Below are 21,088 nucleotides of genomic sequence, written 5' to 3' on the forward strand. Positions count from 1 at the left end.
ATAGCATGTCGCCCCTTCGCGCAGGAGCGGCGGAAGTTCATGAAAACGGGGCCACTCCGCAACGCAGCATGTTTACCTGTCGAAACAATTTCCCAAACGCTATCGTCTCCCTGTATAAAGTTGACGCCGACACATGACCTTGTCGCCCAACCTCCAGGAGTCCCCTATGCGTCTTGCCGCTCGTCTTTCGCTCGCCCTGCTGTTCGCCTGCCCCCTCCTGATCGCGGCGCAGGATGCGCCACCGGTCACCTGGGTGGACCAGGCCACCGGCCATCGCATCTGGCGTCTCTCCCCCGAGCCCCAGTCCAGCGGCTTCTACTTCAACAACAACGCCTACTCGCCCGACGGCAAACTGATGATCTACACCGCACCCGACGGCATCCACGTCCTCGAGCTGGCGACCAGGAAGACCCGCCTGCTCGTCCCCAACCCCCCGCACGATCCCGGCGCAGACCCCATGACGCGCTATCGCGGCAACGTCCACGCCATCGTCGTCGGCCATAAGACACCCAGCGTCTTCTATGCGAAGATGGATCCCGAGACGCACCGGAATACCCTCTACAAGGCCAACATGGAGACCGGCGAGATCACCCGGCTCGTTCCACTGCCGGAGGGCGCAAGCGGCGTCGCAACCGTCAACGCCGACGAGACCCTGGCCGCCGGCACCATGAACGACGGCCCACCGGTCGCCCCCGAGTACGGGGCCAACCGCGTCTCACCGACCGGAACGCCACGCGTGCAGCAGGCACCCACCGGAGCGAACTCCGGCACGCTCGTCCAGCCCGAGGGCAAGGGAGAGATGATGGAGCGCCGCCTCGCAAGCCGCCAGCCCCTGATTCTCTTTACGCTGAACCTCCAGACCGGCAAGATGAACACCCTGCTCCACTCCACCGACTGGATCAACCACCTGCTCTACTCCCCCTCCGACCCTACCCTGCTGATGTACTGCCACGAGGGCCCCTGGCAGAAGGTCGACCGCATCTGGACCATCCGCACCGACGGCACCCAGAATACCCTCATCCACAAGCGCACCTTCGCCCAGGAGATCGCCGGACACGAGTTCTGGGGCATCGACGGCAAGACCCTCTGGTACGACTGGCAGCCCATCAAAGGCGAAGACTTCTACCTCGCCAGCTACAACGTGGAGACGCATCAGCGCCGCGCTTTTCACATGGAGCGCAACGAGTGGTCCATCCACTTCAACGTGACGAAGGATGAATCCCTCTTCACCGGCGACGGCGGCGATCCAGGCCAGGTGGCCAAGGCGCCCGACGGCGAGTACATCGAACTCTTCCACCCCGAGATGAAGAAGGTGGACGGCATCAACCAGCCGGACTTCTACCAACCCGGCATGTTCCGCGCCGAACACCTCGTCGTGATGAGCCAGCACAACTACAAGCTGGAACCGAACGTTCGCTTCTCACCCGACAAGTCGCTGGTCATTTTTACCAGCAACATGTTCGGACCGAGCTACGTCTTCGGCGTCGAGACCGCGAAGGCCGTCGATGCCAAGCCGGGCGAGGTGATGTCCACGCCGGAGCTGGCGAAGAAGTTCAACCCCGTTGCCAAGCCGGGGCCAACGCCAGGCGTCAAATAGCGTTTAGGGGTGATGACGCGCCAGGGTACGCACCACCGTCGTCGTCACCCCAAACTTCTTTACCGCTTCCATGAAGACTTCGAAGTGAGGTGTTTTCAGGTGGGCGTCGAACGCGGCCTTGTCGTCGTAGACTTCGTAGAGGATGACCGCGTCCGGGGCCTCATCGGAGACGATCACATCAAACTGCCGGCATCCCGGCTCATCCGCTGTCGACCGCTCATGATCGTAGACGCATACATCGAGAAACTCCTGCTTGTGTTCCGGCACCACGGCAAACTCGGCAATCACGACAAACTTCGACATCCAAACCCTCCACACGTGCTGCTTCAAGTCTGACACACGAATCCTGCCGCCACTCTGCCGAAAGTAGGATGGCTCGTGCGCGGCGAAACCGTACTCTTGTCTTAGCCCACGAACGATGAAGGACGCCCATGCGCCGCACGCTTCTCCTGCTTCTGCTGACTGCCCTGCCCGCTGCCTCCCAGACACGCACAGTCACGCCTCTCGACGCCGCATGGCGTTTCACGCAGTCCGATCCAGCAGGTGCAAGCGAGGCGAGCTTCGACGACAAGGGCTGGCAGACGGTCGATCTGCCGCATGACTGGTCCATCGCCGGGCCGGTCGCCGCCGAGAACAAGTCGGGACAGGGCGGAGGCTACTTCCCTACGGGGATTGCGTGGTATCGCAAGACCATCCCCGCTCCCGCGGCACACAAGGAGACGTGGATCGCGTTCGATGGCGTCATGGCGAACTCCGACGTCTTCTGCAATGGCAAGCTGCTCGGTCATCGCCCCTATGGGTATGTCAGCTTCCACTATGACCTCACCGGCTGTCTCCATGCTGGAGCGAACTCCATCGCCGTGCGTACCGATACCAGCCAGCAGCCGGCCAGCCGCTGGTACACGGGCTCCGGGATCAACCGGCATGTACGGCTCATCTCCACAAACGCGGTTCATATCGCTCCTTGGGGCACGTTTGTGACGACGCCGAAGGTCTCGCCCGACTCCGCGACTGTCCACGTCCGCACGACGGTCCAGAACGACTCCGACAAACCTGCCAATGTGACCCTGACCATCAGCCTCCAGCTCCCGAACGGTCGCTTCGTCGAATCGTTCGCGCCCTACCGATCCAAACCGGCAACCATCGCGGCACACTCATCCGCCGACCTTGAAGCGGAGCTCTCCATTCCGCACCCCGAGCTCTGGGACCTCGATCATCCGGCCCTTCATACCATCACCGCCAGCATCCAGGGCGATCAGGAAAAGGTTCCCTTCGGCATTCGCGAGTTCCACTTCGACCCGAACCAGGGCTTCTTCCTCAACGGGAAGCATCACAAGATCTACGGAGCCGCCCTGCACACGGACGCGGGCCCCTTCGGCACCGCGGTCCCCCTGGCTGCGTGGGAGCGCCGCCTGACCGAACTGCGCAAGTACGGTGTGAACGCCATCCGCACCGCGCACAACCCACCCGCGCCGGAGTTCCTCGACCTCTGCGATCGCATGGGATTCCTCGTCATGGACGAGATGTTCGACGCATGGACGGTAGCCAAGAATCCCTACGACTACCACCTCTACTTCCGTGCATGGAGCCTGCGCGACACCGCCGATTCCGTCCAGCGCGACCGCAATCATCCGTCGATCATCCTGTGGAGCGCGGGCAATGAGATCCACGACACGCCGCACCCTGAGATCGCGATCCCCATTCTCAAGTCGCTCGTCGACACCTTCCACAAGAACGACCCGACGCGGCCTGTGACGCAGGGGCTGTTCCGGCCAAACGTCTCGCACGATTATGAAGATGGTCTGGCCGACCTGCTCGACGTGATCGGGCAGAACTACCGGGAGCAGGAGATCCTGAAGGCCCACGCCGATAAGCCGACGCGGGCGATCATCGGCACCGAGAACACGCATGTCAAAGAGCAGTGGGTAGCGATGCGCGACCATCCCGAGTACTCCGGGCAGTTCCTGTGGACGGGCGTCGACTACCTGGGCGAGTCGGGACACTGGCCGGCAATTGGAGCTGGTGGAGGTCTTCTGCTGACCACCTCCGAGCCGCGTCCGCGTGCCTTTGAGCGGCAGTCATGGTGGACCGAGACTCCGATGGTCAAGATCGCCCGGCGGGTGGCCCCGGCCCAGAAGAATCCTACCGACCCTGGCTATGAAGCTCCCAATCAGCCCACGGCAACGCGTCTGACCCCAACGCTGCTGATGGATTGGAATCCTGTCGACACAACGGCGCACACGGAGAAGGTAGAGGTCTACACCAACGCTGACGAAGTGGAACTCAGCTGGAATGGCACATCGCTGGGGACCGAGAAGCGACACCGCGACGCAAGCCCCATCCAGTTCCGGGTTCCCTATGCTGCCGGAGTGCTGAAGGCGGTTGCTCGCACAGCGGGAAAGATCGTCGCGGAAGATACCCTCCGCACCGCCGGGAAGCCCACCCATCTGGCTTTGAACGTGGCTCAGAGAGCGGCCACGCCGATATGGGACGACGTCGTCTTTGTTACCGCGACACTGCTCGACGCCGAAAACACCGTTGTTCCCGACTCCACGACGGTTATCCACTTCGCAACCAAAGGCCCGGGCAGGATCGTCGCGGTCGACAATGGCAATCTGCTTGACCATGAGTCGTACCTCGCCAAACAGCGCACGGTCTATCAAGGCAGCACGCAGGCGATCGTAGGCGCGACAGCAGGCAACGGAAGCATCACCCTGACGGCGACGACGGAAGGTCTGCCTCCGGTCTCACTGACACTCCCGACCGCGCCCTCACCCAAAAACTTGGATCCTCGAAGCTTCTAAGTCAGGGTCAGGAACCCAGCACACGCGCGAAGACATCCGAGTCCACGTTGCCGCCGCTCAATACGGTCCCACAGACGCCGCCTGCTCCCTCGTCCTGAAGGACTGCGGCGAGACCGATCGCACCGGCTCCTTCGGCGACGTTGTGCGTGTCGGCAAAGTAGATCCGCATGGCTTCCTCGACGGCCTCATCGGGGACTTCGATGAGGCGCGCGACACCGCTGAGCATGGTTTCGATGGCCTCCCCGTCGGGTTTGCGGCAGGCCACGCCGTCGGCGATGCGCGTAGAAGTCTCAGCTTCGGACACTCGCCCGGCCGCAAAGGACCTCGCCGTGGCCGGTGCCGCCGACGAGGTGACGCCGACGATCTCCGTCTTCAGGCCCAGGCCGTCGCGCACGGCCATCGCGGCGCAGATACCCGATCCCATCCCCACCGCGACATACATCGTCTCGATCTCGGGATGCGTCGTGAGAAGCTCCAGAAAGCCCGTGGCGACGCCCGCGACGAGATGCCGGCTTACGGACTTCACCCTGTGCCATCCGTGCTCTGCCTCGAGTGTCATGGCATGCTCTGTGGCAGCTTGAAAATCGTCGCCGAACTCGATCAGTTCCGCGCCCTGGGAGCGCATGGCCGCATTCTTTTCGAGGGAGTTTCCCTTCGGCACCACGATCACGGCGCGAAACCCGTTCTCGCGGGCAGCGACCGCAATCGACTGCCCGTGATTGCCTCGCGTCGCGGAGATGACCGTGCTGCCCGGGGCAAGCTTCTGCCGCAGAGCGTTCATGTAGACCAGCCCACCGCGTACCTTGAAGGCTCCGACCGGCAGATGGTTCTCATGCTTCACCCACACCCTCCGGCCCGCACGCGCGTTGATCTGCGGCCAGGTGTACTGCGGAGTTTGGGGCAGGTACTGCGCCACGAGGTCCGCAGCGGCACGGATCTCGTCGATTTCAGGCAATAACTCGCGTCTCATGCCTTCCATCATCCCACGATGCGGAAGGGTGGCTTCGTGACCCAGAGGTATGGCTGGCGAATAGGAAAGCTTTCAGCGAGCGCCTCGGGCGGATCGGCGGGAAGCGACTTCCAGAGGTCGGCGTACTCCGGTCGTGTGTACGCCCGCGCCGCAAAGAGAAGGGCAGGTCTGCGCAGGGGCAGTTCCAGAAAGTGCGATGCGTCCGCGGGATAAGGCCACTTGGGACGGCTGGCGATGTACTGGAAGTGGTAAGCCAAGGCAGCACGCATCCCGGGTCCGTCCTGTAGTTCGAAGTCCCAGACGCTTTCGAAGGGACTCGACAGGAGTTCACAGGCTCCGGCCAGCATGTCCAGGTTGAAGAGCGAGTTCCGGTAGGGATTTTGCGTCAGCAACTCAGCCGGAAAGTTTCCCAGCGCAACCGTCTGAGCCCGCAGGGTGACGTGCTGGAAGCGGTGGCGAAGATCGGCCAGCGCGACGTCGTCCTTCACGCAGTGCGCGGCTGCCGTCGCCTGCAGCATCCAGGATGAGCCGTGATGGTTGCGCAGGTCGCGGGCCAGCGCAGCGATCCTCGGTCCGTCGTCCTCGGGCTCGGTGAGCCACTTTCTGTAGGCGGTGAACCAGACCTTCACTCCGGCGAGGTCCTCATCCGTCAAGGCGGGAGAGGCTGCGAGAAACGGCATCGCAACCCCCACCTCCGCGAGGAAGACGCCCTCGACGATTCCCTCCGGCGTTCCGGTCGTCCTGGTCTCGGGCATTGCGGCTTCGGGCATCACGCGCGCAAAGCGCAGATGCGGCGTCATACGCGTCTTCTCGTCGACGAACCAGACGCGCAGAGCGACCGCGGCAGCTGCGGCAAATCGATCGTCGCGCGTAACGCCATAGGCACCGGCGAGCGCCCCCACGCGCACACACATGGCACGCAGAGCATTGCGGTGCGCGCGGAAGCTCTCGGTGGAGAAGTAATCCTGCTTTCCGCCGGGTGAACCCACACCCGGAAGAGACGTGACCGACACGACCGGCTCGTCGAGCGCCGCTGTTCCGAGCCGAATCATGCGTTCGCGCTCGATCGCCGCTACATTGGGCCGGGCCGTCTGGGCGAAGAGCCTCGGTGCCAGCCACGCTGCGCTCACAACGCCCGCAAACTCTCGCCTGTTCAGCCTCATGGTGCCTCGCAGAGTACCACGCCTAACACCTTTGGGTTATGACCATCACACCCTCGTCCGACGATAGCCCCCAAAGTGCAATGGCAACATCGTGCGTTCGGCCTGAAGATCGATCTTGTCAGGAGGCGAACAAGCCCTCCTCAAGGAAAAGAGAAACGAACATGATCTTCATCACCCTCCTCTTCGTCGTGATCGCCCCCATCGTGATCTGTGTTCGTGCCGGTGGCCTCAAGGACGAACAGACCGCGATCTAAGAGTGCTTCCTTACCGCTGTCTCCGCGCCTCTTATCCGGAAACAGCACCCATCGAGCCCGCGTCGCCCGAAGCAGGTTCTTCACGCACCGAGCATGCAGTCGTCCGCGATCGAACGCAAGTCCCTACTCCCTCACAAAAGTCAGCCGTCTCCCACAAAGGGGTTATCCCCATCTCCCACCTCTGTCCTCTTCTCGGGGCCAAAGTGGGATGTTCGTGTGCGGCAAAGAAGCCGATGATCGTTTTGTCGGGAGGGATTGCTCCTCCCCATCCAAGGAGATCAACCCATGTTCAATCTTCTTCTCGCTCTCGCCGTGCTCCTTCTGGTAGCCGTCCCCTGCATCCTCACCGGGAACGATGCCCCTGTGGCGCGGAGGTAGCCCTGACTCCCTTCGCCGGGGTAGGATGAGTCATTGCAGTATTTTTCCCCCAGCGACGTATCCCAACCGCGAGAGGCAAAGACCTCCGCAGAAAGAAATGGAGTGGACATGAACTACCTTCTCCTGTCTGCAGCCGGTATCGTCATACTGATTGTGCCCATCATCATCGTCCTCAGGACGCGAGATCACATCGAAGACTAAATGAGCTTCACGCCTTCGCGCGAAACTCCTTCACGATGCTCAGGTACTTCCGGGCTGTCTCGGTGACGACCTCAGGCCGACCCTCGGCCATGGCCTTCGCGTCCACCAGATCGCTGCCCACACCAAGCGCAAACGCACCGGCCTCCAGGAAGCTCATGGCTGAATGGAGCGAGACGCCGCCAGTCGGAATCAGTTCCACCTGTGGCAAAGGCGCCTTGAGATTCTTCAGATACGCAGCACCACCCATCGCACTGGCCGGGAAGACCTTCACGACGTCGGCGCCGGCCTGCCAGGCGGTAACGACCTCGGTAGGGGTCAGACCACCGGGCAGCACCGCGATCGAATAGCGGTGGCACATTTCAATCGTCTTGGTGTTGACTGCTGGGCTGACCACGAACTGAGCGCCTTCGAGGATGCACATACGGGCGGTCTCGGGATCGAGGACGGTTCCGGCACCGATGAGGATGTCGGGGCGCGTCTCGGCGAGGGTGCGCATAACCTGCATGGCGCCGGGAACGGTCATCGTGATCTCAAGAACAGTGACGCCGCCGGCCGCGATCGCTTCTGCAAGGGCCAGCGCTTTCGCCACCGAGTCCGCACGCAAAACCGGCACGAGGCCGATTGTCTTCAACTCTTCCAGAACCTTGATCTTGTCCATTGCTCTCTCTTTCGTCATTATCGTTGTGTCCCGGCTCCACCGCCGGACATGAGGCGTTCCACCTCGGGGATGGTGGCCATTGAACTGTCGCCGGGGGTGGTCATGGCGAGGGCTCCGTGGGCCACGCCGCAGTGGACCGACCACTGCATGCCTTTGCCCTCCATGAGGCCGTAGATGAGCCCCGAGGCGAAGGAGTCGCCGCCGCCGACACGGTCGAGAATCTCGAGGTCGTGGAGCTTCATCCCCTCGTAGACCTGCCCGTTCGCCCAGCCGTACGCACCCCAGTTGTTGGTATTGGCCGTGACGGCCTGGCGCACGGTACTGGCAATCACTTTGATGTTGGGGAAGTCGGCGACGACGCGAGAGGCCATCGGGCCGTAGCTGTCCAACGTATGCCATGGTGCCGAGAGCGATGCAGGGCCGATGGTGGCGGCGACGTCGCCCTCGTGGCCAAAGAGGACATCGACGTAAGGCATAAGGCTGCGGTTGACGTCGACCGAGCCCTGACGGCCTCCACGGGCCTTCCAGAGCGACGGGCGGTAGTTGCAGTCGAAGGAGACGACCGTGCCGTGACGACCGGCAGCCTGCATCGCCTCGCGGACGACCTCCGTTGAGCCCTCGGAAAGCGCCGCCATGACGCCGCCGGTATGGAACCAGCGAACGCCTGCCGCGAAGATGGCGTCCCAGTCGATCTCGCCAGGCTTGAGTTGCGAGATGGCGGTGACACCGCGATCCATCATGCCCAGACCACCGCGCACGCCAAAGCCGCGCTCGAGAAAGTAGATACCGTTGCGGGCCTCGCGGCCAATGCCGTCGAAAGGCTGCCAGAGGACATGCGAAAGATCGACGCCGCCCTGCAGCATCAGATCCTCGACGAGGCGGCCTACGGGGTTGTCGACAAGGGCCGTGACGATGGCGGAGCGAAGGCCGAAGCAGCGACGTATGCCGCGCGCAACGTTGTACTCACCGCCGCCCTCCCAGACGCGGAAGTTGCGCGCTCCGACGATGCGACCCTCGCCGGGATCGAAGCGGAGCATCACTTCGCCGAGTGAGACGAGGTCGAACTTGGTATCTGTCACTGCCTTCAGGTGCAGTCCGGCTGAATCCCCCATGGCCTACTTCAACTCCGCGATTGAAGCTGCGTCCATGTCGGTGTACTCCTGGTTTTCGCCGCCCATGCCCCAGCAGAAGGTGTAGTTTTTGGTTCCGACGCCGGCGTGGATGGACCACCCGGGGCTGACGACGACTTCCTTGTCGGCGACGATGAGGTGTTTGGTTTCGTCCGTGGGTCCCATGAGGTGCATGACGCGGTGCGCGGGATCGATGTCGAAGTAGAAGTAGACCTCGCTGCGGCGCATGTGGGTGTGCGGAGGCATCGTGTTCCAGTTGCTGCCGGGGGCAAGGAGGGTGAATCCCATGACGAGCTGGCAGCTCTTGATGCCGTCCTTGAAGATGGTCTTGTAGATGGTGCGCTGGTTGCAGGTCTCGCTGGAGCCGAGGGCGAGGCCCTGGAGCTCCTCGAACTTCACCATCGCGGTCGGGAACTCCTTGTGCGCGGGGTAGCTGAGGAGGTAGAAGTACGCTGGATTTTCGGCATCGGCGGAGACGAACTGAACGTCCTTGACGCCGCGGCCGACATAGCAACAGCTCAGCTTGCTGAGTTCATAGGTGGTTCCATCGGCGATGACCGAACCGGCGCCACCGACGTTCAGGATGCCGATTTCGCGGCGCTCCAAGAAGAAGTCGGCGCGGAGCTCGGGGTAGGTTTCGAGCTTCAGGGGCGAGGTGGTGGGTACAGCGGAGCCGATGACCGTGCGGTCCAGGTCGACATAGGCGCACTCAATCAATCCCGGTTTGAACAACCCCTCGAGCAGGAACGTCTCCCGCAGCTCCGAGGTCGTCATTCTGCTGTACCGTACCGCATCCGCCATCTGATAAAGCTTCACGTATCACTCTCCGGAAAAACCTGTGCCAGCGTCGCTGGGCATACCGAACCAGCGTATCAGTTTCAACGCTTTCAAGGCTTGGGAGGGGCCGTTCCCGCTGCCGGCTGAGCCTCGGTGGCGTTGGCCTGCGAGGGGTTCGCAGCGGAGCGAGCCGGGTCGGAGACAGGCACTTCGCCCGGGGTGCTCACCCCCGACGCACGGATATCGTACGACGCGTGCTGGATGGTCACATGCAGGTCGTTGTGTCCGTTCTTGAGGTGGCTGGGCTGATTGAAGCCAAGGATGTACCGGTCGCGCAGCATCTCCACGCATTCGAGAAGCGACGGTGCGATTCCCTCCTTGCCGGGCGCCTCCAGGACCGCGCCGCCGCTCATCATGACGAGCTGGTCGAGAGGACTGCGGCGCACGTTCGGCCCGCTCATGTCGAGGGATGGAAGGACGAAGACGGTGCCGGCGACCGCCGTGGTGAACTCTTCAAGCCTGGCAAGCGTATTGAGGCTGCCGTAGTCGTAGCCCTCCGAGACGACCAGGACGGCGTGGCGCCCGGGCTCCGAGGCCACGCGATGCAAGGCGTAGGCGACCTCGTCCCATACGTGGGCGCGGTCGGTACACAGTCTTGGCCGGCCCTTGTGCATGCCGTCGTGAAGCATTCCGCTCGCCAGCAACTGCTGGACGCCGGTACGCACAGACTCGGGGGTGCTCGTGTCTCCCTTGTAGATCAGTCCTTTGCAATCGACGGCGGAGATGAGCAGGCGGTCGTGGGGCAGGAGCGCCTTTTCCCGCAGGGTGGCGAGGGCGTCGGGGAGTTGATCGAGATACTTTTGTTCGCGGCTGGCATCGAGCAGGACGGCAAGCGTGATGGGATCGTCGCCCTCGCGATGCACGCGCATGGGCTGGAACCTGGGCCTATGTTCGATCTGCAGGCGAAAGCTGGCCGGGTCCACCCTGGCTACGGGCCGGCGATGGCTATCCAGGACGAGAGCCGCGACCTGGAGTTCACGGACGACGACGTGCAGGGTCATGGTGTCGGCGGGGGTTAGGTCGGCGGGCTTCGTCTGGGTGCTGGTCTGGGTGCTGGTCTGGGCGCTGGGCTGGGTGCTGGGCTGGGTGCTGGGCTGGGCGCTGGGATAGGCGCTGGCGCTGCCCGCGGCCAGGAGAAGAGCCAGCACAAGGCTCAGCCTTCGCCTGAGGACCGCGGTTGCACCTGAAGGAAGCATGCAAGCAGTATGCCAGAGAAACTGCCTGTCTTTGTCTCCTGCGGGGCAAAGCGATAGAGTCAAAGGTGCCATGGAAAATACCACCAACGTTCTCGACCTTTTCAGTCTCAAGGGCAAAGTCGCCCTCGTCACCGGCTCTGCTTCGGGCCTTGGAGCCTCTATCGCCGAGGCGCTTGCGCAGGCCGGCGCGAAGGTCGCCGTGCATGGCAACCGCAGGGCCGCGACGGCTACGGCTGAGACGATTGGAGAGGCCGCCGCGGCGTTTCGCGCGGACCTTGGGAGTACCGAGGGTGCAGCCGATCTGTTCGCCCAGGCCAAGGCCCATTTTGGGCACATCGATATTCTGGTGAACAACGCGGGGACGATTCATCGCGAGGCCGCCGAAGACGTGGCGCTCGCTGACTGGCAGCAGGTGCTGCAGGTGAATCTGACCGGGGTGTTTCAACTCTCGCAACTGTTTGCGCGGGATCTGATCGCGCGCAAGGCTCCGGGCAAGATTATCAACATCGCTTCCCTGCTGAGCTTCCAGGGCGGGATTCGGGTTCCGGCGTACGCGGCGTCCAAGGGTGGCGTGGCGCAGTTGACCAAGGCGCTGGCGAATGAGTGGGCTCCCAAGGGAATCCAGGTGAATGCGATTGCGCCGGGGTACTTTGCGACCACCAATACCGAGGCGTTGCAGGCGGACGAGACGCGCAACCGGCAGATTCTGGAGAGGATTCCGGCTGCCCGCTGGGGCCAGCCGCAGGACCTGGGCGGTGCCGCGCTGTTCCTTGCTTCGGCGGCCTCGGACTATGTGACGGGGACCGTTCTGACGGTCGATGGCGGATGGATGGGGCGCTAAATCCTGCGAAATCTGAGCAATTTGGTACACCGCAGGTTCTGTTCTACACTGGCCCCACACCATCCAACAGACCATCAGCGTGGGGAACGATGAACGCACCGATTATCTTTGTCAGCGGCAGCAAGGGAGGCGTCGGCAAGTCGATCACGTCGATGGCCGTCCTGGACTATCTTGCAACGAATCATAAGTTTCTGAAGTTTGTTGAAGCCGATACGACGAATCCAGACGTCTGGAAGTCGTATGGCAAGGTGATCGAGAGCGAAGGCGTCGATTTGGATGACGTCGAAGGCTGGATTCATCTCGTGAATGTGTGCGATACGCATCCGTTCAAGGCGATCGTGGTGAATACGCCGGCACGGAACAACAATGGCGTACGCGATCATGGCGCTATCCTGTTGAATGCATTGGCTGAACTGGGCCGTCCGTTGATTACGCTATGGATCATCAATCGGCAGAGGGACTCAGTGGACCTGCTGAAGGAGTACATGGAGCTGATGCCGGGTGGCGTCATCCATGTGGTGCGGAACGGGTATTTTGGCGAGGAGCGGAAGTTCGAACTTTTTGAAAAGAGCCCGGTGCGAGATGCGGTTCTGCAGCAGAGCGGAAAGAGCCTTTTTCTGCCGGATCTGGCGGATCGCGTGACGGATGAGCTTTATTCCAAACGGATTACGCTGGGTGAAGCGGCGCAGCAGTTGAAGCTTGGAGACCGCACAGAGCTGCAGCGGTGGCGGTCTGCCGTGGGCGAGATGCTGATGTCGATCGGGCTCTGATTGGTCGGACCACACAGGTTAATTTCCAGGTTAAATTGGTCTGTTTTGCACCACTTCCGAGCGTTCCCGTAATCGTGGTGTTCTAAAGCCTTTACGGGATGGCGATGTAAAAATCCCAACGTTTTACCAGGAACTTGTGGGACGGTAAAACGTGGTGTTTTGCATGGATTTTGTGGCCAAATGCATGGAAAATGTGGTGGGCGAAAAGTGGTATGTTTTCACTTCGGTCATCGCACGGAACCGAGACCGGTTTTTCGGTGAGCGAGAGCTACCGACGCTCTAAGCGGAGAGGGCTTCGAGTTGTTCGGGGGCCAGCAGGACCATGGCGGAGCCGGACATCTGGATGAGCTTCTCGCGGCGGAAGCGGGCGAGGGTGCGGGTGACCGTCTCGCGGGAGATGCCAGCGAGGTTGGCCAGTTCTTCGTGGGTGAGGGCCATGGTGAAGCGCATCTCGCCTCCCTTGCAGGCGGCTGCTCTGCCCCAGCCCAACAGCACACCTGCTAAACGTCCGGCGGCGGAGCCGGAGAGGGCGAGGCGGCGCGCGTCGAAGAAGGCCGACTTGTATTCCTCGCTGAGGGCCTTGGCGGCGTGGAGGCTTCCCTGCCCGTGGCGATTGAGGAATTCGAGGAAGTCGTCGCGGCGGATGCGGTTGAGCTGGGTGGGCTCGATGGTCTCGGCAGTGACCTCGTAGCGGGTACCGGAGATGACGGCACCGAGGCCGAGGACGTCGCCGGGCATGGCGATCTTGAGGATGAGGGTGCGGCCTTCGCGCGAGGAGCAGGAGAGCTTGACCTGTCCGGAGCAGAGGACGAAGACGGCATCGCTGGGGGCTTCTTCGCGGAAGAGGGTTTCGCCACGGAGGAACTTCGTCTGAACGCCGATGGCGTTGAAGTCGGCGAGGGCGGCTTCGTCGAGGTTGCAGAACATGCGCAGCGAGCGGTATTCACAGTGGCCGCAGTCGTGAACCGGACGGGTTGGGGTGACGGAGAGCATCTTGATCCCGGCTTTCAGTGTTTGGAGCTTTGGACTGCGACGTCAGCTATGAGCGGAGTATAGCCCCTGCTAGCAGATGGTCAGGACGGGGCAGACAGAGTTGGCAACGATGTTGGGGGTGAGGCCGTGCTCCAGGTACGAGAGCCAGAAGGAGGATTGACGGGCACCGAGGACGATGAGGCCGGCGTCAAGTCGCTGGGCCGCGGCGAGGATGGAGGTGGCAGCGTCCCCGTACTCCACGATGCACTCGGGCGTACACCAGTCGCGGGCGCGCTCGGGAATGAGGCTTTGCATGCCCTCGCGAAAGCCCTGGGTGAGGTGCTCGCGCTGATAGGGGGTGAGGGACTGCTCCTCGACGACCATGCAGAGGTAGAGATGGGCACCGCTGTCTTCGGCGAAGGAGAGGGCGTAGGGGAGCGCCTTTAAGGACTGCGCGGATAGGTCCGTGGCGAAGACGATGTTGCGAAAGACGAGGGGGCCACGGGCGGGCCAGCGGGCGGAGGGGCCCACGGTGAGGACGGGGCAGGCAGACTGGCGGATGAGCTTCTCGGCGGTGGAGCCGAGGAAGAGGCGCTCGATACCGTTTCTGGAGCGGGTTCCGGTGACGATGAGTCCGGCGTCGGTGGAGCGAGCCAGGGCAAGGATGGCCCTGGCGGGGTCGTGCGCCTGCGAGAGCTGTGCGTGCGTGGTGACGCCTTCGCGGGTGAGCGTGTGGCAGAGATCGCGGAGGCGGTCGTTCTGCACGCGGACGCGGTCGCCGACGGGGAGGCCGAGGAGAGCTTCTTCGGAGAGGATCGCGGCGGCGGGGTCGAAGACGTGCGCGACCTCGACGGAGGAGGCGAACCGCAGGGCCATGCCGCGGGCGTAGGCGGTGGCCTTCTCCGAGACCATGGAGAAGTCGGTTGCGAGGAGAATGGTATCGATCGAGACGGTGACGGGCTCTTCCAGGACGGGCATGAGAGGATCCTCCGGGGCCGAGATTCTTTTCGGCTGTAACCAGTAGACCGTGTGACGAGCGGTCTGGATGTGACGGCGATCACATCAGTAGAGGCGGAGGGATTCGGGGTGCTCGTCGGGGGCGAGGAGGAGGATGGCTCCGCCAATGGCGAGGAGGGCAAGGCCGATGAGGAGGCGGATACCGGCGGCGGGACGCATGAGGAGGTATCCCTCCATGACGGTGAGGAGGGGGGCGAGGAGCCAGCGGGCGGAGAGGCGGCGGGGGTCGAGGCGAGGGATGAGCCAGAGGAGGAGGAGGACTTCGGGGGCGTCGAGCAGGAGGCAGCGCAGGGCTTCGGTGGCGGCGATGCTGCGGCTCCAGGGGGTGTGGACGGGGCTGGCCAGGGTGAGGATCAGGGCGGTTGCGAGGAAGATGGCGGCGATGGACCAGGCGGTCGGGGGGGTACGGTGCAGGGTGAGGATGGCCCATGCGGTGAGGGCCATGGCGGCGAGGACGAGGGCAAGGCCGAGGCAGGCGCGGGGGGTCTCGGGGAGGGAGACGGGCAGGAGGACGAGGATGCCGGCTACTCCGGCCAGAGCTGGGATGAGCCAGCGGATTTGGCCCTGGGCGACGACGATGACGATAGGGAGGAGGGCGAAGACGAGGACGTTGTACGACGAGGAGAGGAGGGTTTGGGCGTTGGTGAGGAGGATCAACGGGGCGGCGAAGAGGGCCAGGCCGGGGAGGATGAGCCGGAGTTGCGTGTTGACGGGGGTTTTTCCGGAGAGGCAGACGATCGTCGTGGCGAGGGCGAGGAGGAGGAAGTGGAAGCCTTGAGATTGGAGCGCGGGGAGTTGGGATGGTAGAGTGCCGGCGGCGATCCATGCGGCGGAGCTCCATAGGCAGAGTGCGAAGAAGGCGAGGGTTGGGAGCTTGGTCATGGTGGTGAAGTGAAAGGAAAAGGGCCATGCTTGCGCATGGCCCTTCTTGCTGCGGTTCTGGTTAGCGGGGTCCGCCGCCGCCCTGGGGGGCTGCGCCACCGGGGCCGCCGGGACGGCGTCCACCGCGACGGCGACGGCCTCCGCCACCGGGGCGGCGATCGCCGGAACCGGCGGGGCGGGGGGTGCCGGGTGCTGCGCCGGGCGCGGGCTCGGCACGGTTGAAGTTCGGCTCGTCGTCGCCGCCCTCCTCGTCGTCACCCTCTTCGCCGTCGAAGTCTTCTGCGTCTTCGGGGGCTTCGGTGGTGGGTTCGGGGCGGGCGATGGGTGCGCCGTAGGCGGAGGGCTCAGCGACCTCGGGGAGGCCGAGCTTGGCGCGCTGCTCACGCAGGACAGCCTTGCGGGAGAGCTTGATGCGGTTGCCTTCGATGGAGAGGACCTTGACCAGGATCTGATCGCCCTCGCGGAGCTCGTCCTTGACTTCCTTGACGCGGTGCTCTGCGATCTCGGAGACGTGGAGGAGACCGTCGGTGCCGGGGAAGATCTCGACGAATGCGCCGAACTCGGCGATGCGTACGACCTTGCCCAGGTAGATCTTGCCGATCTCGGGGACGGCGGTGATGTCGGAGATCATCTGGATAGCGCGGGAGAGACCGTCGGCGTCGGAGGACGCTACGTTGACGCGGCCCGTGTCGTCGACATCGATCTTGACGCCGGTGGCATCGATGATGCCGCGGATGACCTTTCCGCCAGGTCCGATGAGGTCGCGGATCTTGTCGGTGGGGATCTGGATGGTGTGGATGCGGGGAGCGAAGGCGCTCTTCTCAGAGGCTGCGCTGGCGATGGTCGCGTCCATGGTGTCGAGGAGCGAGAGACGGCCCACGCGGGCCTGTTCGAGGGCTTCGCGCATGATCTGGGCGGTGATGCCCATGACCTTGATGTCCATCTGGAGCGCGGTGATTCCCTTGCGGGTTCCGGCTACCTTGAAGTCCATGTCGCCGTAATGATCTTCGGCACCGGCGATGTCGGAGAGGACGGCGTACTTGTCACCATCGAGGACGAGGCCCATGGCCACACCGGCGACGGCTCCCTTGAGGGGGATACCGGCTGCCATGAGCGCGAGGGAGGCACCGCAGACGGTGGCCATCGAGGAGGAACCGTTCGACTCGAGGATGTCCGAGACGACGCGGAGGGTGTACGGGGACTCATCTTCCGCGGGGAGGACGGCCTCGATGGCGCGGTACGCGAGGGCACCGTGACCGATCTCGCGACGGCCTACGCCGGACATGCGGCCGACTTCGCCGACCGAGAAGGGCGGGAAGTTGTAGTGGAGCATGAAGCGGCGCTTCTGCTCGCCTTCGTAGGTTTCGATGCGCTGCGCGTCGTCGGTGGTGCCGAGGGTCGCGGAGACGAGAGCCTGGGTCTCGCCGCGCTGGAAGAGGGCCGAACCGTGCACGCGGGGGAGAACGCCAACCTCGACGGTGACCTCACGGATCTGGTCGAAGGCGCGGTGATCGGGGCGGATGCGGTCGTTGAGGACCTGATCGCGGAAGATGTTTTCGCGGAGGAGCTCGTAGTACTTGGAGAGTTTCTTGCCGGCGGAGGGATCGTCAGCGGGAAGATCCTTCTTGAGCTCGTCCTTGATCTCCTTGACGAGAGCGTAGGACTCGAACTTGGGGTGCTTCTGGGTGTTGAGGGCGTCCTTGAGGCGCTCGCCGACCTTCTCGCCGAGGGCGTTGAGGTACTCGACGTCGATCTCGACGGGCTTCACTTCGCGCTTGGTCTTACCGGCGCGGCTGACGAGATCGTCGATCGCCGCGACGATCTTCTTGATCTCGACGTGGGCGAACTCGATGGCACCGACGACGACCTCTTCCGAGATCTCCTTCGAGCCGGACTCGACCATCACGATGCCGTCCTTGGTGCCGACGACCATGATGTTGAGCAGGCTGACGGCGCGCTCGGCGTAGGTGGGGTTCACGATGTAGGCGCCATCGATGTAACCGACGCGAACGGCTCCGACGGGGCCGTGGAAGGGGATGTCCGAGAGGGCGAGGGCGCAGGATGCGCCGTTGATGCCGAGGACGTCAGGATCGTTTTCCTTGTCAGCCGAGTAGACGAACGCGACCACCTGGGTCTCGTTGCGGAAGGTCTCGGGGAAGAGCGGGCGGATGGGGCGGTCGATCTGACGGCAGGTCAGGATTTCCTTTTCGGAGGGACGGCCTTCGCGCTTGATGAAGCCACCGGGGATTCGTCCGCCGGCGTAGGTGAACTCGCGGTACTCGACGGTGAGGGGGAAGAAGTCGATGCCATCCTTGGGCTCAGGGGAGGCCACGGCCGTGGCGAGGACAACGTTGTCTCCGCTGCTGGTGAGGGCTGCACCGGAGGCCTGCTTGGCCATCCGTCCGGTCTCAAATTTGATCTGCTTGCCGCCGGCAAGCTCTACGGTAACGTCCTGCTTCATAGGTTTTCTTCTCTCTTTTTTCGTCGTTGGAAATCGTAAGGCCGCTAGGGCAATCGCACGCACAGCGAGGCGCAGCCTTCCGGCTCCGGCCGGAATAGGCAGCGCGCTGCACTTTGCTTTGGCTGCGCCGTGGATTGTGTGCTGCGTCCGCCGGTGAGGGCGTGCGCGGCATGCGGGCAGGGTGTTGGAGCGGGATCCAGGCCCAGGCTCATCCGCAGCTCCCTAGGCAGGATCGAATGGGATCCTTGCGGGGGTGCTGGTGCGATGAATGGGTTCTGGTCAAATGGCTCGTCCTGAATGGGTCACGGTGCGAAGAGGCACGTAAAAGTCGAAAAGGCTCGACTCTTGCGGAGTCGAGCCTTGAAGACTACTTGCGGATGCCCAGCTTGCCGATGACATCGCGGTAGCGATCGGCGTCGCACTTCTTGAGATAGTCCAGCAGACGACGGCGCTTGCTGACGAGCATGAGGAGACCACGGCGCGAACCATGATCCTTCTTGTGCGTCTTGAAGTGCTCGGTGAGCTCACCGATGCGTTCGCTGAGAATAGCGATCTGGACTTCGGGGCTCCCGGTATCGGAGTCATGCGTACGGAACTTGGCGATAATGTCGGTCTTCTTAACAGGTGCTAACACAGCAGGTACTTCTCCTAAAATCTCTAGTCCACTCTCTTAGTGTCTCCCTAAAGGGTACCACCGGAAGAGGAGCAGGGCAAATGCACCCTCCGGCCACCCTTGGACAGATTTGTCCAACTATCGGGGTGACAACCATCCGGTAACGCCGCAATCACACGCGCGAACCAGAAGGCTAAGAGATGTGCGTCTTCAAAAACTGTAACGTGCGCTCATCGGCAATCTGAGCGGCTTCCTGATTGTAGCTCGAACGGGCGAAGTTTGCGAAGGCGTGGCCTACGCCGGGGTAAGTAAAGATCTCGACGCCGGGGTGCGCGTTGCGTACGGCGTCGACCTGATCGGTGCCAATGTGGTCGTCGTCGGCCCCGAAATGGAGCATGACGGGGCAGGTGGGCTGCTCGGTGGCGAACTTGCCGATGCCGCCGGGATAGTAGGCGACGGCGCAGGCGGGTACCACGCCGAGGGCTTCGCCACGTACGGCCGAGACCCAGGTCATGAGGCCACCGTAGCAGTAGCCGGTGACGGCCACCTTGCCGGCTGTGGCCTTGACGTAGGCGAAGGCGGCGGCTACGTCCTTGATCTGGATGCTGGGATCGAGTTTGGCGTAGAGATCGAAGGCCTTCTTCATGTCGTCGGGACCGTAGCCGAGCTGGAGGTCGCGCTCGAAGCGATCGAAGAGAGCCGGGGCGATGGCGAGGAAGCCTTCCTTGGCGTATCCGTCGACGACTGCCTGGATGGAGGGGTTGACACCGAAGATCTCCTGGACAACGACGACGGCTCCTACAGGGGTGCCCTCGGGTTTGGCTACGTATGCCTTCAATTCGTGTCCGTCGACCGCGGTCAGGTTTACCCACTCACTCATGTTTGTTCTCCTTGTTTCTTCCATCTGATGCATCGTAACGCAGCGCGGTTACGTTCTTGTCGTGGGGCGGGTGCGGTGCGCGATGGATGTTCGCATGGCAGCAAAGGCGGGCTTCGGTTTGTAGTCGGCGTCGAAGGGAAGGCAGCGCTCGGGGAGGTGGTCGGGCCTGGCCTTTTCGGTGTTGAGCCAGGTGTACTTGTCGGTGATGCCCCAGGTGAGCAGGCAGGTGACGGCGGGCTCGGTGAGGACGAGGTCGAGGAAGCGGGCGTAGGTGCCGGCGACGGCGGCGTCGCGGGTGGCCTGGTCGGCGGGGAGCTGGCGGTCGTTGATGTCGAGCTCGGTGAGGAAGACCTGCAGGTCCATACCGCGGATCTCGCGGAGGAAGTCCATGAGGCCAGGGCCGAAGGCGTTGGGGTTGCCGGCGGTGAGGTGGCACTGGATGCCTACGGCGTCGATGGGAATGGCGCGGGTCTTGAGGCGATGGAGGAGGAGGAGGATGGCCTGACGCTTGCGCCGGGCCTCCTCGTTCTCGCCCTCGATGCCGTAGTCGTTGTAGCAGAGGAGCGCGGTGGGGTCGGCGGCGCGGGCGGTCTTGAAGGCGAGTTCGATGTAGTCGGGGCCGGCGAGGGTGAGCCAGGGGGAGTTGCGGAGGCCGTCGGCGCGTCCGTCCCTGGGCTCGATGGCTTCGTTGACGACGTCCCAGGAGTGCATGCGGCCGGCGTAACGGCCGGCGACGCGCTCGATGTGCTCACGGAGGACGGCGCTTCCCTGCCCCGGGGCGATGGCGCTGAGCCACTGGGGGTTGTAGAGGTGCCAGCAGAGGTTGTGCCCGCGGATCTTGATGCGGTGGCTTTCGGCGAAGGCGATGAGGCCGTCGGCGGCCTCGAAGGTGTAGGTGTCGGGCGCGGGGTGGAGGGCCTGCCACTTCATCGCGTTTTCGGCGACGAGGATGCTGGACTGGCTGGCGACGAGGCCGGCGTAGGGCTTGTCGTCGCGGAGGGCGCGGACGTTGACGGCACAGCCGGTGAGCAGTCCGTGGGTGGCTCCGACGGCCTTGAGGGAGTGAGGGCCGGTGACGTCGTAGGCGGGGGCCTGATGATGAGGGGAGTTCGTCTGGTGGCCGCATCCGATGAGGGTCGCTGTTGCCGCCAGACTGGCGCGCGTGAGGAGATCACGGCGCGACCATGCGTTTACTTCCGGGACTCGCCGGAGTATTCCTTCATCTCGCTTGTCCATCGAAGAAAGTGTAGCAACTGACGCCACTCCCTGCCGATGAGGCGGAGGAAGTCGGAGAGCTGGACGGTATCGGCCTTCTGGCCGGTGTAGGTCTCAAAGCGCCAGCGGAGATAGGGGCTGCGCCAAGGGCGGAGGCGGGAGCCGCGGGTGGCGCGCCAGATGAATTGGAGGGTGCCGAGCATGGGTTGAGTATAGCGGGATGGGCGGGGGAGGCTGTCTTCCCACATC

At 63.4% G+C, this 21,088-nt stretch carries 18 protein-coding genes; 4 read left to right on the top strand and 14 right to left on the bottom strand.

The window, feature by feature from the left end:
- Nucleotides 1–166 precede the first annotated feature (166 nt).
- Nucleotides 167–1,597 carry an oligogalacturonate lyase family protein gene (locus BM400_RS17340; protein ID WP_089841116.1) on the top strand — a complete coding sequence of 477 codons (1,431 nt, stop codon included), beginning with the start codon at nucleotides 167–169 and terminating at the stop codon, nucleotides 1,595–1,597.
- A 3-nt stretch (nucleotides 1,598–1,600) separates the two neighbouring features.
- Here BM400_RS17340 and BM400_RS17345 read toward each other — a convergent pair whose 3' ends face one another.
- Nucleotides 1,601–1,900, bottom strand: a complete 300-nt coding sequence (locus BM400_RS17345; protein WP_089841118.1) for a putative quinol monooxygenase — start codon at nucleotides 1,898–1,900, stop codon at nucleotides 1,601–1,603.
- A 128-nt stretch (nucleotides 1,901–2,028) separates the two neighbouring features.
- Here BM400_RS17345 and BM400_RS17350 point away from each other — a divergent pair, with 128 nt between their 5' ends.
- Nucleotides 2,029–4,401 (top strand): glycoside hydrolase family 2 TIM barrel-domain containing protein, encoded by a 2,373-nt coding sequence (locus tag BM400_RS17350; protein ID WP_089841120.1) that lies wholly within the window; start codon nucleotides 2,029–2,031, stop codon nucleotides 4,399–4,401.
- Nucleotides 4,402–4,408: 7 nt separating this feature from the next.
- Here BM400_RS17350 and BM400_RS17355 read toward each other — a convergent pair whose 3' ends face one another.
- The 6 genes from BM400_RS17355 to BM400_RS17380 all read right to left on the bottom strand — a co-directional run bounded on the left by BM400_RS17355 (nucleotide 4,409) and on the right by BM400_RS17380 (nucleotide 11,188).
- Entirely contained in the window at nucleotides 4,409–5,371 is a 963-nt protein-coding gene (locus tag BM400_RS17355) for a threonine dehydratase (RefSeq protein WP_175529091.1), read from the bottom strand.
- A gap of 8 nt (nucleotides 5,372–5,379) precedes the next feature.
- On the bottom strand, nucleotides 5,380–6,534 hold the full coding sequence (locus BM400_RS17360; protein ID WP_089841124.1) for an alginate lyase family protein: 1,155 nt from the start codon (nucleotides 6,532–6,534) through the stop codon (nucleotides 5,380–5,382).
- A gap of 840 nt (nucleotides 6,535–7,374) precedes the next feature.
- Entirely contained in the window at nucleotides 7,375–8,025 is a 651-nt protein-coding gene (locus BM400_RS17365) for a bifunctional 4-hydroxy-2-oxoglutarate aldolase/2-dehydro-3-deoxy-phosphogluconate aldolase (protein WP_089841125.1), read from the bottom strand.
- Between the two features lie 17 nt (nucleotides 8,026–8,042).
- Nucleotides 8,043–9,137, bottom strand: a complete 1,095-nt coding sequence (locus BM400_RS17370; protein ID WP_089841127.1) for a sugar kinase — start codon at nucleotides 9,135–9,137, stop codon at nucleotides 8,043–8,045.
- A gap of 3 nt (nucleotides 9,138–9,140) precedes the next feature.
- Complete coding sequence (gene kduI / locus BM400_RS17375) at nucleotides 9,141–9,971, bottom strand: 5-dehydro-4-deoxy-D-glucuronate isomerase (protein WP_089841129.1); 831 nt, start codon at nucleotides 9,969–9,971, stop codon at nucleotides 9,141–9,143.
- Between the two features lie 71 nt (nucleotides 9,972–10,042).
- Nucleotides 10,043–11,188 carry a vWA domain-containing protein gene (locus tag BM400_RS17380; RefSeq protein WP_175529092.1) on the bottom strand — a complete coding sequence of 382 codons (1,146 nt, stop codon included), beginning with the start codon at nucleotides 11,186–11,188 and terminating at the stop codon, nucleotides 10,043–10,045.
- Nucleotides 11,189–11,258: 70 nt separating this feature from the next.
- Here BM400_RS17380 and BM400_RS17385 point away from each other — a divergent pair, with 70 nt between their 5' ends.
- Both BM400_RS17385 and BM400_RS17390 read left to right on the top strand, forming a co-directional pair.
- Nucleotides 11,259–12,029, top strand: a complete 771-nt coding sequence (locus tag BM400_RS17385) for a glucose 1-dehydrogenase (RefSeq protein ID WP_089841134.1) — start codon at nucleotides 11,259–11,261, stop codon at nucleotides 12,027–12,029.
- An 89-nt stretch (nucleotides 12,030–12,118) separates the two neighbouring features.
- A complete protein-coding gene (locus BM400_RS17390) occupies nucleotides 12,119–12,799 on the top strand; it encodes a protein mobD (protein ID WP_089841136.1) in 681 nt (226 codons plus the stop codon).
- Between the two features lie 279 nt (nucleotides 12,800–13,078).
- On the opposite strand, the gene BM400_RS17395 is transcribed toward BM400_RS17390, so the two are convergent.
- The 7 genes from BM400_RS17395 to BM400_RS17430 form a co-directional block, all read right to left on the bottom strand.
- Nucleotides 13,079–13,792: a Crp/Fnr family transcriptional regulator gene (locus BM400_RS17395; protein WP_245781941.1), complete on the bottom strand. Its 714-nt coding sequence runs from the start codon at nucleotides 13,790–13,792 to the stop codon at nucleotides 13,079–13,081.
- A gap of 69 nt (nucleotides 13,793–13,861) precedes the next feature.
- The gene (locus tag BM400_RS17400) at nucleotides 13,862–14,749 is read right to left on the bottom strand and encodes a universal stress protein (RefSeq protein WP_089841138.1); all 888 of its coding nucleotides are present in this window, start codon (nucleotides 14,747–14,749) and stop codon (nucleotides 13,862–13,864) included.
- Between the two features lie 982 nt (nucleotides 14,750–15,731).
- Complete coding sequence (gene pnp / locus BM400_RS17410; protein WP_089841143.1) at nucleotides 15,732–18,131, bottom strand: polyribonucleotide nucleotidyltransferase; 2,400 nt, start codon at nucleotides 18,129–18,131, stop codon at nucleotides 15,732–15,734.
- A gap of 367 nt (nucleotides 18,132–18,498) precedes the next feature.
- A complete protein-coding gene (gene rpsO / locus BM400_RS17415) occupies nucleotides 18,499–18,765 on the bottom strand; it encodes a 30S ribosomal protein S15 (RefSeq protein ID WP_089841145.1) in 267 nt (88 codons plus the stop codon).
- Nucleotides 18,766–18,937: 172 nt separating this feature from the next.
- The gene (locus BM400_RS17420; RefSeq protein WP_089841147.1) at nucleotides 18,938–19,624 is read right to left on the bottom strand and encodes a dienelactone hydrolase family protein; all 687 of its coding nucleotides are present in this window, start codon (nucleotides 19,622–19,624) and stop codon (nucleotides 18,938–18,940) included.
- A gap of 48 nt (nucleotides 19,625–19,672) precedes the next feature.
- Nucleotides 19,673–20,860 carry an endo-1,4-beta-xylanase gene (locus BM400_RS17425; protein WP_089841149.1) on the bottom strand — a complete coding sequence of 396 codons (1,188 nt, stop codon included), beginning with the start codon at nucleotides 20,858–20,860 and terminating at the stop codon, nucleotides 19,673–19,675.
- Nucleotides 20,815–21,042, bottom strand: a complete 228-nt coding sequence (locus tag BM400_RS17430) for a hypothetical protein (RefSeq protein WP_089841151.1) — start codon at nucleotides 21,040–21,042, stop codon at nucleotides 20,815–20,817. Before BM400_RS17430 ends, BM400_RS17425 begins: the two co-directional genes overlap by 46 nt.
- Nucleotides 21,043–21,088: the final 46 nt, after the last annotated feature.

The organism is Granulicella pectinivorans (assembly GCF_900114625.1).
In the GTDB taxonomy this organism is placed as follows: Bacteria; Acidobacteriota; Terriglobia; order Terriglobales; family Acidobacteriaceae; genus Edaphobacter; species Edaphobacter pectinivorans.

What these genes read in the sequence shown, in the direction of transcription:
- BM400_RS17340 (WP_089841116.1), top strand. Translation starts at nt 167, where the DNA reads ATGCGTCTTGCCGCTCGTCTTTCGCTCGCCCTGCTGTTCGCCTGCCCC.
- BM400_RS17345 (WP_089841118.1), bottom strand. Translation starts at nt 1,900, where the DNA reads ATGTCGAAGTTTGTCGTGATTGCCGAGTTTGCCGTGGTGCCGGAACAC.
- BM400_RS17350 (WP_089841120.1), top strand. Translation starts at nt 2,029, where the DNA reads ATGCGCCGCACGCTTCTCCTGCTTCTGCTGACTGCCCTGCCCGCTGCC.
- BM400_RS17355 (WP_175529091.1), bottom strand. Translation starts at nt 5,371, where the DNA reads ATGAGACGCGAGTTATTGCCTGAAATCGACGAGATCCGTGCCGCTGCG.
- BM400_RS17360 (WP_089841124.1), bottom strand. Translation starts at nt 6,534, where the DNA reads ATGAGGCTGAACAGGCGAGAGTTTGCGGGCGTTGTGAGCGCAGCGTGG.
- BM400_RS17365 (WP_089841125.1), bottom strand. Translation starts at nt 8,025, where the DNA reads ATGGACAAGATCAAGGTTCTGGAAGAGTTGAAGACAATCGGCCTCGTG.
- BM400_RS17370 (WP_089841127.1), bottom strand. Translation starts at nt 9,137, where the DNA reads ATGGGGGATTCAGCCGGACTGCACCTGAAGGCAGTGACAGATACCAAG.
- BM400_RS17380 (WP_175529092.1), bottom strand. Translation starts at nt 11,188, where the DNA reads ATGCTTCCTTCAGGTGCAACCGCGGTCCTCAGGCGAAGGCTGAGCCTT.
- BM400_RS17385 (WP_089841134.1), top strand. Translation starts at nt 11,259, where the DNA reads ATGGAAAATACCACCAACGTTCTCGACCTTTTCAGTCTCAAGGGCAAA.
- BM400_RS17390 (WP_089841136.1), top strand. Translation starts at nt 12,119, where the DNA reads ATGAACGCACCGATTATCTTTGTCAGCGGCAGCAAGGGAGGCGTCGGC.
- BM400_RS17395 (WP_245781941.1), bottom strand. Translation starts at nt 13,792, where the DNA reads ATGCTCTCCGTCACCCCAACCCGTCCGGTTCACGACTGCGGCCACTGT.
- BM400_RS17400 (WP_089841138.1), bottom strand. Translation starts at nt 14,749, where the DNA reads ATGCCCGTCCTGGAAGAGCCCGTCACCGTCTCGATCGATACCATTCTC.
- pnp (WP_089841143.1), bottom strand. Translation starts at nt 18,131, where the DNA reads ATGAAGCAGGACGTTACCGTAGAGCTTGCCGGCGGCAAGCAGATCAAA.
- BM400_RS17420 (WP_089841147.1), bottom strand. Translation starts at nt 19,624, where the DNA reads ATGAGTGAGTGGGTAAACCTGACCGCGGTCGACGGACACGAATTGAAG.
- BM400_RS17425 (WP_089841149.1), bottom strand. Translation starts at nt 20,860, where the DNA reads ATGGACAAGCGAGATGAAGGAATACTCCGGCGAGTCCCGGAAGTAAAC.
- BM400_RS17430 (WP_089841151.1), bottom strand. Translation starts at nt 21,042, where the DNA reads ATGCTCGGCACCCTCCAATTCATCTGGCGCGCCACCCGCGGCTCCCGC.